The organism is Streptomyces sp. B1I3 (genome assembly GCF_030816615.1).
Classification (GTDB): domain Bacteria; phylum Actinomycetota; class Actinomycetes; order Streptomycetales; family Streptomycetaceae; genus Streptomyces.
In genome coordinates, this window is sequence record NZ_JAUSYD010000001.1 from 3,150,307 (window position 1) to 3,164,090 (window position 13,784).

General features: G+C 71.2%; 11 protein-coding genes. All 11 read right to left on the minus strand.

The genetic code is table 11. The annotated features are described in order from the left end of the window. Nucleotides 1-93: 93 nt before the first annotated feature. Nucleotides 94-495, minus strand: a complete 402-nt coding sequence (locus QFZ58_RS14290; protein ID WP_307125316.1) for a cytidine deaminase — start codon at nt 493-495, stop codon at nt 94-96. Beyond that, entirely contained in the window at nt 492-1,757 is a 1,266-nt protein-coding gene (locus QFZ58_RS14295) for an ABC transporter permease (RefSeq protein WP_307125317.1), read from the minus strand. The genes QFZ58_RS14290 and QFZ58_RS14295 overlap by 4 nt, the downstream gene beginning before the upstream one ends. Then, nucleotides 1,754-2,872, minus strand: coding sequence for an ABC transporter permease (locus QFZ58_RS14300; protein WP_307125318.1), 1,119 nt, complete (start codon nt 2,870-2,872; stop codon nt 1,754-1,756). The genes QFZ58_RS14295 and QFZ58_RS14300 overlap by 4 nt, the downstream gene beginning before the upstream one ends. Further along, nucleotides 2,872-4,455 (minus strand): ABC transporter ATP-binding protein, encoded by a 1,584-nt coding sequence (locus QFZ58_RS14305; RefSeq protein WP_307128861.1) that lies wholly within the window; start codon nt 4,453-4,455, stop codon nt 2,872-2,874. The genes QFZ58_RS14300 and QFZ58_RS14305 overlap by 1 nt, the downstream gene beginning before the upstream one ends. 322 nt (nt 4,456-4,777) lie before the next feature. Further along, complete coding sequence (locus tag QFZ58_RS14310; RefSeq protein ID WP_307125319.1) at nt 4,778-5,827, minus strand: BMP family protein; 1,050 nt, start codon at nt 5,825-5,827, stop codon at nt 4,778-4,780. Nucleotides 5,828-5,965: 138 nt separating this feature from the next. Continuing rightward, complete coding sequence (locus QFZ58_RS14315) at nt 5,966-7,189, minus strand: amidohydrolase (protein ID WP_373428549.1); 1,224 nt, start codon at nt 7,187-7,189, stop codon at nt 5,966-5,968. A 196-nt stretch (nt 7,190-7,385) separates the two neighbouring features. Beyond that, complete coding sequence (locus QFZ58_RS14320) at nt 7,386-8,444, minus strand: MarR family transcriptional regulator (protein ID WP_307125320.1); 1,059 nt, start codon at nt 8,442-8,444, stop codon at nt 7,386-7,388. Between the two features lie 537 nt (nt 8,445-8,981). After that, complete coding sequence (locus tag QFZ58_RS14325; RefSeq protein WP_307125321.1) at nt 8,982-10,022, minus strand: hypothetical protein; 1,041 nt, start codon at nt 10,020-10,022, stop codon at nt 8,982-8,984. Between the two features lie 11 nt (nt 10,023-10,033). Beyond that, the gene (locus QFZ58_RS14330) at nt 10,034-10,966 is read right to left on the minus strand and encodes an N-acetylneuraminate synthase family protein (RefSeq protein ID WP_307125322.1); all 933 of its coding nucleotides are present in this window, start codon (nt 10,964-10,966) and stop codon (nt 10,034-10,036) included. 12 nt (nt 10,967-10,978) lie between these two features. Continuing rightward, on the minus strand, nt 10,979-12,226 hold the full coding sequence (locus QFZ58_RS14335) for an acylneuraminate cytidylyltransferase (protein WP_307125323.1): 1,248 nt from the start codon (nt 12,224-12,226) through the stop codon (nt 10,979-10,981). A gap of 20 nt (nt 12,227-12,246) precedes the next feature. After that, nucleotides 12,247-13,632 (minus strand): DUF6716 putative glycosyltransferase, encoded by a 1,386-nt coding sequence (locus QFZ58_RS14340; RefSeq protein ID WP_307125324.1) that lies wholly within the window; start codon nt 13,630-13,632, stop codon nt 12,247-12,249. Nucleotides 13,633-13,784 lie beyond the last annotated feature (152 nt).

A 13,784-nucleotide genomic window follows, 5' to 3' on the forward strand; every position in this document is an offset into this window, starting at 1 on the left:
ATGCGCTACGCAGAGTCGCCACTGACTCTACGCGCATAGAGGGGTGATACGGGCGTGGCCCTCCCGGTCGTCGGGAGGGCCACGGCGGTCGTCCTATCCGAGGTGCTGCGGCCCGAACGCCTGCGGCAGCATCTCGTCGAGCGTGCGCAGGCCGTCCGGGGTCTCCAGGACGAGCCCGGGCCCCCCGAACTCGTACAGCAGCTGCCGGCACCGGCCGCACGGCACGAGCACCGCGCCCGTGCCGTCCACGCAGGTGAAGTGCGTCAGCCGGCCGCCGCCCGTGGCGGCCAGCTGCGAGACCAGGCCGCACTCGGCGCACAGGCCGATGCCGTACGAGGCGTTCTCGACGTTGCAGCCGACGAGGGTGCGCCCGTCGTCGGCCAGGGCCGCCGCGCCGACCGGGTAGCCGGAGTACGGGGCGTACGCCCGGGACATGGCCTCCCGTGCGGCCTTGCGCAGGGCGTCCCAGTCGACGGACGCGGGCGGCGACGTCACTTGCCCTCGCCCTTGCGGTACGGCACGCCGTCCGCCTTGGGCATCCGCAGCCGCTGAGCCGACAGCGCGAGCACGAGCAGGGTGGTGACGTACGGGGCGGCGTCCACGAACTGGCTCGGGACCTGGTCCGTCAGCGCGTACCAGGTGAACAGCAGCGCCGAGACGGCCGCCGAGATCACCGCGGCCACGTACTTCTTGCGGTACAGCTGCCAGAACACCACGATCACCAGCAGGATCGCGAGGAGCAGCAGCATCGCGTGGACGTTGTCGGCACCACCGCGCAGCTTGAGACTGTCGGTAAAGCCGAAGAGTCCGGCGCCCAGGGCCATGCCGCCCGGCATCCAGTTACCGAAGATCATGGCGGCGAGACCGATGTAGCCGCGGCCACCGGTCTGCCCCTCCTGGTAGATGCTGGTGGCGACGAGGGCGAGGAAGGCACCGCCGAGCCCGGCCAGCCCGCCGGAGATCGTCACGGCGATGTACTTGTACTTGTAGACGTTGACGCCGAGCGTCTCGGCGGCCACCGGGCTCTCACCGCAGGAGCGCAGGCGCAGACCGAACGCCGTGCGCCACAGCACCCACCACGTGACGGGGATCAGCAGCAGGGCGACGACGGTCAGCAGGGACAGTCCGGTGACCAGGCCGCCGATGATGCCGGCGAGGTCGGAGACGAAGAACCAGTGATGTTCCTGGAGGTCCTGCATCCAGTCCGACAGCCCTGGAACGGTGATCTTGTCGATCTCCTCCAGCCGCGGTGACTGCTTGGAGGAACCGCCGGGCTCCTCGGCGAACGTGAAGTTGGAGAGGTAGCGGGTGACGCCGACGGCGAGGATGTTGATCGCCACACCGGAGACGATGTGGTTCACGCCGAAGGTGACGGTGATGACCGCGTGCAGCAGCCCGCCCAGCGCGCCACCGATGATGCCGAACAGGACGCCCATCCAGGGGCCCCACTGGAAACCGGCCCAGGCGCCGAACCAGGTGCCGAGGATCATCATGCCCTCGAGCCCGATGTTGACGACACCGGCCCGCTCGGCCCAGAGACCGCCGAGTCCGGCCAGGCCGATCGGCACGGCCAGTTCGAGGGCGCCGCGCACCTGGCCCACGGAGGTCACGTCGTTCGCGCCGCTGATGAGGCGGACCAGCGAGACGAGGGCCAGCGCTCCGGCGATGATCAGGAGGACGACGGGCAGGGAGAGCTTGCGTCGGCCGCCGCCCTTGTGGGGGGCGACACGTGCGGCGGAGACTTTGCTGGTGCTCACAGGGCCGCCTCCTTCTCGGTCGTGAGGGCGTGGCCGGCAGCGAGCTCTTCGCCGACCTTCTGCTGCTGACGGCGGGTCCCGTAGCGCCGGACCAGCTCGTAGCTGATGACGACGGAGATGACGATCAGCCCCTGCATGATCGTGGCGATCTCCTTCTCGAACCCGAACTGGTCGAGCGACGAGGAGGCCTTGTCCAGGAAGGCGATCAGCAGGGCGCTGAGGGCGATGCCCACCGGGTGGTTGCGGCCGAGCAGCGCGATGGTGATGCCGGTGAAGCCGATGCCGACCGGGAAGTCGAGGCTGTAGGTGTGGGTGTCGCCCAGCAGCGTGGGCATCCCGGCCAGGCCGGCGACGGCGCCGGAGATCAGCATCGAGGTCAGGATCATCTTCTTGGCGTCCACGCCGGAGGCCTGCGCGGCACTCTCGCTGGCGCCCGTGGCCCGCAGGTCGAAGCCGAAGCGGGTGCGGTTCAGGACGAGCCAGTAGACGAGGCCGCAGCCGGCGGCGACGAAGGTGAAGCCGTAGATCTCACCGGCCTCGACGCCCAGGGAGAGTCCCGGGAACCAGCCGGACTCCGGGATCTCGCCCGTGGTCAGGTTGTTGGAGCCGGCTGCCTGGTCACCGAAGTTCTTCGGCAGGATCAGCCAGGCGATCAGCGAGGTCGCGATGGAGTTGAGCATGATCGTCGCGACGACCTCGCTCACCCCGCGGGTGGTCTTGAGGAAGCCCGCGATACCCGCCCAGAAGGCGCCCACCAGCATCGCGACGACGACGATGAGGAGGATCTGGAGCGGCCCGGGAAGGTCGACGCTGGCTCCGACCAGGGCAGCCATCATCGCGGCGAGGCGGTACTGCCCGTCGACGCCGATGTTGAAGAGGTTCATCCGGAAGCCGACGGCGACCGCGAGAGCGGCCAGGTAGTACGTACCGGCCTGGTTGATGATCAGTACCTGCACGTCGGAGAACGACGCCTGCTCGAACAGCAGCCGGTACAGCTCGAACGGATCGCGGTTCGAGATGAGCAGGACCACGGTGGTGAGCGCGAAGGCCACCACCAGGGCCAGGACCGGTCCGGCGAATCCCAGGACGATCCGGTCCTTGTCGAATTTCTTCATCAGGCCTCGTCCTCCGGTGTTGCTTCGAGGTGACCGGCGGCGGCGCCGGTCATGGCCGAGCCCAGTTCCTCCGGGGTGATGGTGGCGGGGTCGGCGTCCGCGACGAGCCGGCCGCGGTACATGACGCGCAGGGTGTCGGAGAGCCCGATGAGCTCGTCCAGGTCCGCCGAGATGAGCAGGACGGCGAGCCCGTCGCGGCGCGCCTCGCGGATCTGGTCCCAGATCTGCGACTGCGCGCCGACGTCCACGCCCCGGGTGGGGTGGGCGGCGATCAGCAGCTTCGGGTTGTGGCTCATCTCGCGGCCGACGATCAGCTTCTGCTGGTTGCCGCCGGACAGGGAGCCCGCGGTGACCTCGATGCCCGGGGTGCGGACGTCGTACTCGCGGACGATGCGCTCGGTGTCGGCGCGCGCCGCCTTCGGGTCCAGCAGGAAGCCGCGGCTGTTGGGTTTCTCCGTGACGTGGCCGAGGATGCGGTTCTCCCACAGCGGGGCGTCCAGCAGGACGCCGTGCCGGTGGCGGTCCTCGGGGATGTACCCGATGCCGTCCTCGCGCCGCTTGCGGGTGGGGGCGTCCGAGATGTCGGCGGCGTCCAGGGTGATGACCCCGCTGTCCGGCTTCCGCATCCCGACGAGCGCCTCGATGAGCTCGGTCTGGCCGTTGCCCTCGACGCCCGCGATCCCGAGGACCTCACCCTTGTGGATGGTGAAGCTGACGTCGGACAGGACGTCACGGACGACCCCGTCCGGGTCGGTCACGCTGAGGGAGAGCCCCTCGACGCCCAGCATCGGCACGTCCGTCACCGTGGACTCGCGCGTCTCGGGTGAGGGCAGCTCGCTCCCGACCATCAGCTCGGCGAGCTGCTTGGTCGTGGTGTTCGCGGGGTCGGCGGTGCCCACCGTCGTACCGCGCCGGATCACCGTGATCTCGTCGGCGACGGAGAGGACCTCTCCGAGCTTGTGCGAGATGAAGATGACGGTGAGACCCTCGGCCTTGAGCTCGCGGAGGTTCGCGAAGAGGGCGTCGACCTCCTGCGGGACGAGCACGGCGGTCGGCTCGTCCAGGATGAGGATGCGGGCTCCGCGGTAGAGGACCTTGAGGATCTCCACGCGCTGGCGGTCGGCGACCCCGAGGTCCTCGACGAGCGCGTCGGGCCTGACCCCCAGACCGTACGCCTCGGAGATCTCCTTGATCTTCTTGCGGGCGGCGGAGCCGATGCCGTGCAGCTTCTCGCCGCCGAGGACGACGTTCTCCAGGACGGTGAAGTTGTCGGCGAGCATGAAGTGCTGGTGCACCATGCCGATGCCGCGCGCGATGGCGTCGCCCGGGTTGGCGAACGACACCTGCTCGCCGTCCACGGCGATGGTCCCCTCGTCCGGCTTCTGCATGCCGTAGAGGATCTTCATCAGGGTGGACTTGCCGGCGCCGTTCTCACCGACGAGGGCGTGGACCGTGCCCTTGTGGACGGTGATGCCGATGTCGTGGTTGGCGACGACACCGGGGAAGCGCTTGGTGATGCCGTGCAGTTCTACGGCAGGGGGACTGCTGGACGCGTTGATGACGCACTCTCCTTGGCCGGACAGGAGCGGGGGCACAGGGGCAGAGGGGGCGGGGGTGAAGTTATCGCGCCTGAGGGCTGTCTACACGCGTAGCGCTGCCGAATCGTAAAGCGTAGGACCACCACCACGGTCCGGACGCGGGTCCGGCCCGGTACGAGCAGGGCACTGCGAGGGGCACAACTTCTTCGGTACTGCTTCGGTCTCGGTACTGCTCCGATGCCGCGCGGGCACTACTGGTCACCTGCGCACACCTCTGGGTGATTCTTCGACGAGCACCCCACGGGCCCGGAGCGGCGACGGGTGCGCGCTCCGGGCCCAGGGAGGACCGACGTGACGACCGGAGTCGTTACGGGGCGGTCTTGACGGTGATCGTGCCGTCGATGATCTCCTTCTTCGCCTTGTCCACGGCCGCGATGACCTCGGTCATCTTGGTGAAGGCCGGGTTCGACGTGGCCAGGCCGACGCCGTCCTTGGCGAGGCCGTAGCGGACCTCACCGGACTGCGGCTTGCCGTCCTGGACGGACTTGATCAGGTTGAAGACGGAGTCCTCGACGTCCTTGGTGACCGAGGTCAGGATGGACTCCTTGTAGGCGGCGAGTCCTTCCTGCCGGTACTGGTCGGAGTCGACGCCGATGTTCCACTTGCCGGCCTTGGAGACGGCCTCGATGGCACCGGAACCGGCCAGACCGGCCGCCGAGTAGACCACGTCGGCGCCCTTGTCGAGCTGGCCCTGCGCGGCGGCCTTGCCGAGGTCCGGCTTGGAGAAGCCGTCGAAGTTCGGCGGCTGGGTCAGGTACTGCGCGAGCACCTTCACCGAGGGGTCGGCCTCCTTGACGCCCTGCTCGAAGCCGGCCTGGAACTTCTTGATCAGCGGAGTCTCGACACCGCCGATGAAGCCGACCGTCTTCGTCTTGGTGACCTTGGCGGCGGCGACACCGGCGAGGTAGGAGCCCTGCTCCTCGTTGAAGACGATGTTGGCGATGTTGTCGCCGGTCACCGAGGCGTCGTCGATGATGCCGAAGGTGGTCTTCGGGAACTTCGGGGCGACCTTCTTGATGGCGGGGGCGTAGGCGAAGCCGACACCGATCACCGGGTTGTTGCCGGCACGCGCCAGCGAGGTGAGGCGCTGGACCTTGTCCGCGTCCGACTCGCCCTCGGACGGCTCGGCCTCGGTGCCCTTGACCCCGAGGTCCTTCTGGGCCCTCTTCAGGCCCGCGTAGGCGGCGTCGTTGAACGACTGGTCGCCACGTCCGCCGATGTCGTACGCGATGGCCGTCTTGTCGGCCTTGGAGTCGGAACTGCTGCTCGAGGAGGACGACTCGCCACACGCCGTGACGCTCAGCGCGAGTGCCGCGGACATAACGCCCACGGTGGCAATCCTGGTGATCCGGCGCAAGGGAAGGCTCCTTCAAACCTGACCGAAGCGCCTCTTCCGGCGCTGGTTTCGCGGCGATCGTAACGCGCGTAGATGTCAGATAAGGACCTGTACGGAAGCCGTTATCGGATCGTCGCGAACAGGAGGTGTCCTGTCCGGTTACGAGCGGTTGCCGTCGAGCAGCGCAGCGGCGGTGAACAGTTCGACTCCGACGGTGATCGCCTCCTCGTCCACGTCGAAGTTGCCACGGTGCAGGTCCAGACCACGCGTGTCACCCGGGGTGCGCACTCCGAGCCGGGCCATGGCACCCGGCACGTGCTCCAGGTACCAGGAGAAATCCTCACCGCCGAGGCTCTGTTCGGTGTCCTCGATCGCGTACGCGCCACGACGCACGGTCATCGCGGCGTCGAGCAGGCCGATGGACTCCGCGTCGTTCACCACGGGCGGGACCCCGCGGACGTAGTCGATCACCGTCTTGGCCCGGTGCATTCCGGCCACCTCGTCGATCGCCGCGTGAACCATGTCGGGCGCCTGCCGCCAGGTCTCCAGATCGAGGCAGCGAACCGTTCCGGACAGCTCGGCATGTTGCGGGACGACGTTGGGTGCGTGTCCCGTCACCAGCCGCCCCCAGGTGACGGCGAGCCCGGCCCGCGCGTCGACGCGCCGGGCCAGCAGCGCGGGGACGTCCAGGGCCACCCGGGCAGCCGCGGTGACCAGGTCCGTGGTCAGGTGCGGCCGGGCGGTGTGCCCGCCCGGGCCGTCCAGGGAGATCTCCAGCCGGTCGCAGGCGGAGGTGATCGCCCCGATCCGCAGCCCGACCTTCCCCACGTCCACCTTCGGGTCGCAGTGCACGCCGATGATCCTGCCTACGCCCTTCAGCGCCCCGGCGTCGATCGCGTCGGCCGCTCCGCCGGGCAGCACCTCCTCGGCGGGCTGGAACAGCAGCCGCACGGCGTGCGGCAGCAGCCCCTGCCGGTCGAGATCGCTGAGCACGAGCCCGGCGCCCAGCACGCAGGCGGTGTGGACGTCGTGTCCGCAGGCGTGCGCACGGTCGGGCACGGTGGACCGGTAGGAGACGCCCGCCTTGGTGTCCGGGATCGGCAGCGCGTCGATGTCCGCGCGCAGCGCCAGCATGGGCGTGACGCCGTCCCACTCCCCCACGTCACAGACGAGACCCGTGCCGCCGGGCAGTACTTCCGGCGCCAGGCCGGCCCTCTCCAGCCGCGCCTTGATGGCGGCGGTGGTGCGGAACTCCTGGTTGCCGAGCTCGGGGTGCATGTGGAGGTCACGCCGGAACGCGATCAGCTCGGCACGGAGCTCGTCGGAGACGGTGCCGGGCATGGCGGCCTCGGCCTGGGGCGAGCGGGTCTTCAACTGGTTCACCCAGTCAAGGGTAGGCCCCACGTGCCTTCAACTGGCCACAGAACAACAAAAGTTCAGCCACCCAGGGGAACAGAAGGCGGTGTTGCGGCGTGTAACGGCGGATCGGGGTGGGTATGCTCCACCCTTTTCTGCCCAGCCTCACGACATGGGCCGTGTGTCGCCGGGGCCGGGTTCTCCTCACCGTCGCCCCCCGCGGTCATGGCAGCCTGAGCAGTTCCCGGAGCGTGCCGACGTATGCCTTGACGTCACGTTCCGCGGGCGGCGCGGGGCTGGCCGTCGTGACGGCCGGGGCAGGGGTGCGGCAGGGGCGGCAGAGGCCGTCGGGGAGGGCCTCCGGGCGGCCCGGCGCGCCGCACTGGGTGCATTCGACCATCGGGCGGTGCGGGGGCGTGCCTGGCGCGTCCGGGAGCGGGACGGCGGGCAGCCTGGGCGGGAGTTTGTCGCGGAGCCGGCGCCTGACGAACCCGACCGGCGAGTCGACGGCTGCCGGGAGCCCCGCGGCGAGCGTCCGGACCAGGTACTCGGCGTTCACGCCCCGCGCGAGCCAGGCGGCGGCAGCCTCCTCCAGCGCGACGCAGTCGGCGGCGGAGAGCGCGAGGCGGGCATCGGCCCGGCCGAGCTGCGCGAGGGCGAGATAGGCGGGCGAGAGGGCGTCGCCCGCCTTCTCGTGCGGAGCAGGAGCCACCGCCGGTACGGGTGCCGGTTCCGGGCCCGGTTCCGGTTCCTGGGTCCGCTGCTGCGGTACGACGGGGGCGTCCGCCGTCCCGGGCGCCGACGGGGCAGCCGGGGCCGCCGGGGCCGCCGGAGCCGCGGCCACAGCCGGGGCCGCCGGGGTCGCGGCCACAGCCGGGGCGGCGCCGAGGAACGCGGCCCACCACTCGTTGTCCCGAGCGGTACGGGACCAGTAGGTGCGGGTGATCCAGCGGATCCGGCCGCCACCGGCGTCCGCCGGGCACCGCACGTGACGCAGGTGACCGGCCACCCCCAGGGCCCTCAGCGCGCTGCCGACCGCCATCTGCCCGTACAGGGGCAGGCTCCTGGCCAGTGACTTGATGTCCATGGCCGCCCCGTCGGGCAGGTGGTCGACGTATCCGGCGACGTACCGCTCACGCTCCGGCAGCGTGGCGAAGTCGTCCGGCCTGGGCGGGTGCTGGCCGGGCGCGGAGCGCTTGCCGTAGCCGGGGCCTGCCTTCGCGTACGGCCGGGAGGAGGGTGCGGGGGCGCGCAGGGCGGAGCTAATGTGCTGGATAGCCACGAGATCGTCTTCCGGATCTTGGGGTGAGACCCCGGCACGGTGCGACCAACACCACGTCGGGGTCGTTCAGTTGTGGGCACCGTAGACACTCGCGACGCTGCGCCGCAACTTGGTCACAATTAGTCATACTTGCTGGCTGTCGCAGGTTCGGCCGGGTGGGGAGGGTTTCCCCACCCTTCTTCTCCCTACCGGTCGACTACACGTCTCGGGGCCCGGCCCTCGGGCCCCGGCTCCCGAATCCCGAAGCTCGAGCGCCGGGCCCGCGCCGCCCACATACCTCCGAACGAGTGAACCGCCCGAACCCGGGGCTCGGGCGCCGAGCTTCGGGCGCCGAGCTTCGGGCGCCGAGCTTCGGAACCGCGACCCGGGACCGCAGTCCGGGGGCCGAGCCTCGGGACGCGCCTCCACGTCCTCGCGCCCCGCACACGGTGCGCCGCCCGGCACCGCTTCGACGGGGGCGAACCCGCCAGGGCGGAGCGGCTTCGACCGTCACGACCTCACTGATCAGGTCGACGATGCGTCTCCGTCAGCGCGCTCTCACCCCTCCGCCACCGCCGTGACCCGCCACGGCGCCAGCCGCTGCACGTCCCTGGCCGTCTCCGTGACCCCGCGCAGGAAGCCCTGCGCGCGAGGGGACGCCGTGTCGCGCAGCCATTCGGGCGCTATGTCGCACACCGCGACCTTCACACCCGTGCCGACCAGGGCCAGCGGCAGTGTGTGGACCACCGTGGACGGGAAGCTCAGGACGGTGTGGCCGATCGGGCCGCGGCGGGCGATGAGCTCCAGGGGAAGGTCCGGGCGGACGATCTCCAGACCGGTGGCGGCCTCCAGGGCGTGGAGCTTGTCCGCGGCCTCCCGGCGGTGGGCGAAGTAGCGGGTCGCGCCGTGCGCGCGGGCCAGCGCCGCCACCGCCTCCTGGTACGGGACCGGGTCGACGACGCCCGTCTCCACCAGTGACGTACCGACCATGTCGGCGCCCTTGGTGACGGACGGCGGGCCGAAGCGCTCCCGGGTCCAGGCGAAGGTGTTGGCGGTGACCTCGACGCCCTCCGGGGCCTCCACCGGCATCGCGGTGAACACCTCGACCGTGCGGTTCACCGAGGGGGTGAAGCTGCGGCGGGCGGCGGAGGTGACCGGGGCCAGCAGCAGTTCGCGGGGGCCCCTGCTGCCCCTGCGGTGCCAGCGCACGAGGCGTTCGCCGCCGGCCAGCTGCGCGACGAACTCCATGGTGGCCGTGCCGTCGTCGACCACCGTGATCCGGCGGGTCCGGACCAGGGAGAGCAGCAGCTGCACGTACCGGGAGAAGGGGTCCCCTATGACGATGCGGTCCGCCTTGCGGATCAGTGCGGTCAGGGCGCGCAGGGCCTTCAGAGGCGCGCCGGTCTTCCCGCGCGCCTCCTGCCAGCGCACCGTGACGCCCTCGTCGCGGGCCAGCTCCGCCATCCTGCGCAGCTGGCCGCGCGACATCGGGTCGACCGGGGGGAGGACGACGACCGTGGTGTCGGGTCCTCCCCGGGCGTGGGTCCACTCCAGGACGTTCAGGAGCTGGACCGGGCTCTCGACGAAGGCGAGGTTCACCGGTCGGCCCGTCAGACCGCGACCGGCTCGGCCGGGGCGCTGTCGCTCTCGGCGACGACGCCCGCGACCCGGCGGAGCTTCTTCATCGGGCCGAGCTCCGACTCGTACACCTTCTTGACGCCGTCACCGAGCGACGCCTCGATGGTGCGGATGTCGCGGACCAGGCGCGTGAGGCCCTGGGGCTCGACGGAGGCGGCCTGGTCGGAGCCCCACATGGCGCGGTCCAGGGTGATGTGGCGCTCGACGAAGGTGGCGCCGAGCGCGACCGCTGCCAGCGTGGTCTGCAGGCCGGTCTCGTGGCCGCTGTAGCCGATCGGGACGTTCGGGTACTCCTGCTGCAGGGTGTTGATGACCCGCAGGTTCAGCTCCTCGGCCTTCGCCGGGTACGTCGACGTGGCGTGGCAGAGCAGGATGTTGTCGCTGCCGAGGACCTCGACCGCGTGCCGGATCTGACGCGGGGTGGACATACCGGTCGAGAGGATCACGGTGCGGCCGGTGGCGCGCAGGGCGCGCAGGAGCTCGTCGTCGGTGAGGGAGGCGGAGGCCACCTTGTGCGCCGGGACGTCGAACTTCTCCAGGAAGGCGACGGCCTCGGTGTCCCACGGGGAGGCGAACCAGTCGATGCCGCGCTTGGCGCAGTGCTCGGAGATGGCCTGGTACTCGGCCTCGCCGAACTCGACGCGGTGGCGGTAGTCGATGTACGTCATGCGGCCCCAAGGGGTGTCGCGCTCGATGTCCCACTGGTCGCGCGGGGTGCAGATCTCCGGGGTGCGCTTCTGGAACTTCACGGCGTCGCAGCCGGCGTCGGCGGCCACGTCGATCAGCGCGAGCGCGTTGTCGAGGTCGCCGTTGTGGTTGATGCCGATCTCGCCGGTCACGTAGACGGGGTTGCCGGGGCCCGCGGTGCGGGAGCCGAAGGTGCGCAGGCGGGAGGTGCTGCTCATGGTGGTGCTTCCTTACTTGGTGGGGGTGGTGGCAGGGGTTTCGGTGGTGAGGGTGGGGCCCAGGAGCCAGGCCGCGATCTCGCGGATGGCACCGAAGCCGCCGGGGGTGGTCGTGACGGCGCGCGCTGCGGCGCGTACCGAGTCGTGGGCGCTCGCCACGGCGACGGGCCAGCCCGCGAGACCGAAGCAGGCCAGGTCGTTGACGTCGTTGCCGACGTAGAGCACGCGGCCCGGGTCGAGGGACTGCTCCTCGCACCACTGCTTGAGCGCCAGGTCCTTGCGGTCGATGCCGTGCAGGACGGGCACGCGGAGCTTGCGGGCGCGGGCGGCGACGACCGGGTTCTGCTCGGTGGACAGGATCAGGAGCGGTACGCCCGCCCTGCGCAGGGCGGCGATGCCGAGGCCGTCGCCGCGGTGGACGGCGACGATCTCGTGCCCCTCGGAGTCGATGAGGACCCGGTCGTCGGTCTGCGTGCCGTCGAAGTCGAGGACGACGGCGTCGATGTCCGCCCGTGTCGGCAGCGGGGACGGGTCCAGGAGCGGCGCGAGGGCACGGGCGCGGGCGAGGTCGTGCGGGTCGTCGATCTCCAGGACCCGGGCCGGATCGGTCTCCACGAGCGCCGTGTGACCGAAGAAGCGGTGGCGGTGGGTGCGGAAACCGGCGGCGTCCATGGCGTACGCGGCCCCGGTCTCCAGGAAGTCCTGGGGGCGGTCCTGGCGGCGGGGGCGCACGGCCTTGTCGTGGTTGACGCCGTACGTTCCGTCCTCGACCGCGCTGCCGTCGCGCCAGACGAAGCCGTGGAAGGGGGCGACGGTGACGGCCGTGTCGGCGCCGTCCCGGGCGACGGCGGCGGCGACGCCGTCGATGTCTTCCCGGGTGACGAAGGGGCTGGTGCACTGGACGAGCAGCACGACGTCGGCCGTCCGGCCGTCCCGCATGGCCTCGTACGCGTCCAGCGCGTGCAGGACGGCCGCCTCGCTGGTCGCGGTGTCACCCGCGATGGCGGTGGGGCGCTGCACGCAGTGCAGCCGGGCGGTGTCACCGAGCGTCTCGGCCGCGGCCCGGGCCGCCTCCGCGATGGCCTCGTCGTCGGTCGTGACGACGACGTCGGTGACCTCGGGCGACGCCAGGCAGGCGCGGACCGCGCGGGCGACGAGGGGCACGCCGCCGACCTGGGCGAGATTCTTGGCGGGGACGCCCTTGGATCCGCCGCGGGCGGGGATCACGGCGAGCACGGTGGGGGCCGGGGGCGGGGTCATGGTTGCTCCTGGAGTGGTGGTCACAGCTCGCCCATCCGGCGGATCACCGGGGCGACCCGCTGGACGCCGTGGCGGTAGGCACCGCGTGCCGCGTTGCGGACGGTCTCGCGCACGGCTCCCCTGACCCGGCCGGTCTCCTTGGGTGCGACGGCGCCCGGCAGCGGGTGGCCGTCCGGGCCCAGGTGGTGGCGGGCGAGGATGCCGGGGAGGTATCCGGGGGCGGTGGCGGGTGTGTAGTAGGGGACGAGGCCGGGGAGGCGGCCGCCGGCGAGCAGTTCGCCGACCCGGGCGCGGGCGGTGTCGTACGCGGTGGAGTACGAGCCGTCCGCTGCGACGCCCTGACCCGACAGCCACTCCTCGTCGGGCTGCGGGCGGAATCCGCCGTCGAGGTGGTCCCACGACGTGATGAGCCCGGAACCGATGAAGTGGTGGTTGCCGAGGGCCTCGCGGACGCCGAGGTCGGAGAGGACCGCGGTCGGGATACGCCGGTGCAGGGATTCCAGCGCGGCGGTCGAGGAGACGGTGACCAGCAGGTCGGTGCGGTCGAGTACCTCGCCCATGTGCCCGTACACCAGGCGGAAGTTGGGCGGCAGCCCGCCGGGGATCCGCTCCGCGAGGCGCTGGTAGGGAAGCTCCTCGATGTGGGTGGTGTGCTCGCCCGGCTTGGAGCGGAGCTTCAGCAGCACCTCGCGGCCCGGGTGCAGCCGGGCGTGCTCGACGAGCCGGCGCAGCAGGTACGTGCGGTCGGCGCGGGACGCCGGCACGGAGGGCTGGGCGGCGAAGACGACGGTGTCGCGGCCGTCCTTCGCGCGGTATGGCTCCCCGCCCAGGAACGGCAGGGCCGCCTCGGTGACGGCCGACGCGTCCGCGCCGACCCCCTCGTACACGGCACGGAAGCGCTCCGCGTCGTGACGGGAGTTGGCGAGGACGATGTCGGCGCCGTGCCGCAGCAGCAGCCCGTCGGCGAGCTTCTCGTAGACGACCCCGACGTAACCGGTGACGACGACGGGCCTGCGCGGCAGTTCCAGCGCGGCCAGGCCGTGCAGCATCGCCTGGACGGCACCGCCGACCAGGGCGAGGACGACGACGTCGTACGCCTCGTCCCGCACGGTGTGCAGGAACTCGACGGCGGTCACCTCACGCACCCGGCCCGCGTCCACACCGACCTCTCCGACCTCGGCGAGCTGCCTCGGGGTGGGAGTGGCCCGGCCGCGCAGCAGCAGCCCGCTGATGTCGACGGGCCGCTCCGGCGGACCGGCGCCGACGGCTCCGGCGAGGCGGCGCGCGGTGAGCGCGCCCCACTTCCACCGGGTGTCGGAGTCGGCGAGCACGGCCATACGCAGAGGCGTGCTGTCGGCTGCTGGGGTGACGGCCGGATCGGCCGTGTTGCTGGTACGAGGAGGCACGTCCTAGAAGTTAGGAAGGCATTCCGATGCGCGGCCCAACGCGGGGGCAACAGATGGTTAACAGCCCGCCGACGATTGGGAATCGGGGCCGTCCCGGAGCGCTCGCACCCGTGGAAACGGGCGGGTTAACGGAGCCGACACGGCCCGTTCAC

Excerpts from the sequence above, each read along its gene's own strand:
- QFZ58_RS14330 (WP_307125322.1), bottom strand. The coding sequence starts at position 10,966 with ATGAGCAGCACCTCCCGCCTGCGCACCTTCGGCTCCCGCACCGCGGGC.
- QFZ58_RS14335 (WP_307125323.1), bottom strand. The coding sequence starts at position 12,226 with ATGACCCCGCCCCCGGCCCCCACCGTGCTCGCCGTGATCCCCGCCCGC.
- QFZ58_RS14300 (WP_307125318.1), bottom strand. The coding sequence starts at position 2,872 with ATGAAGAAATTCGACAAGGACCGGATCGTCCTGGGATTCGCCGGACCG.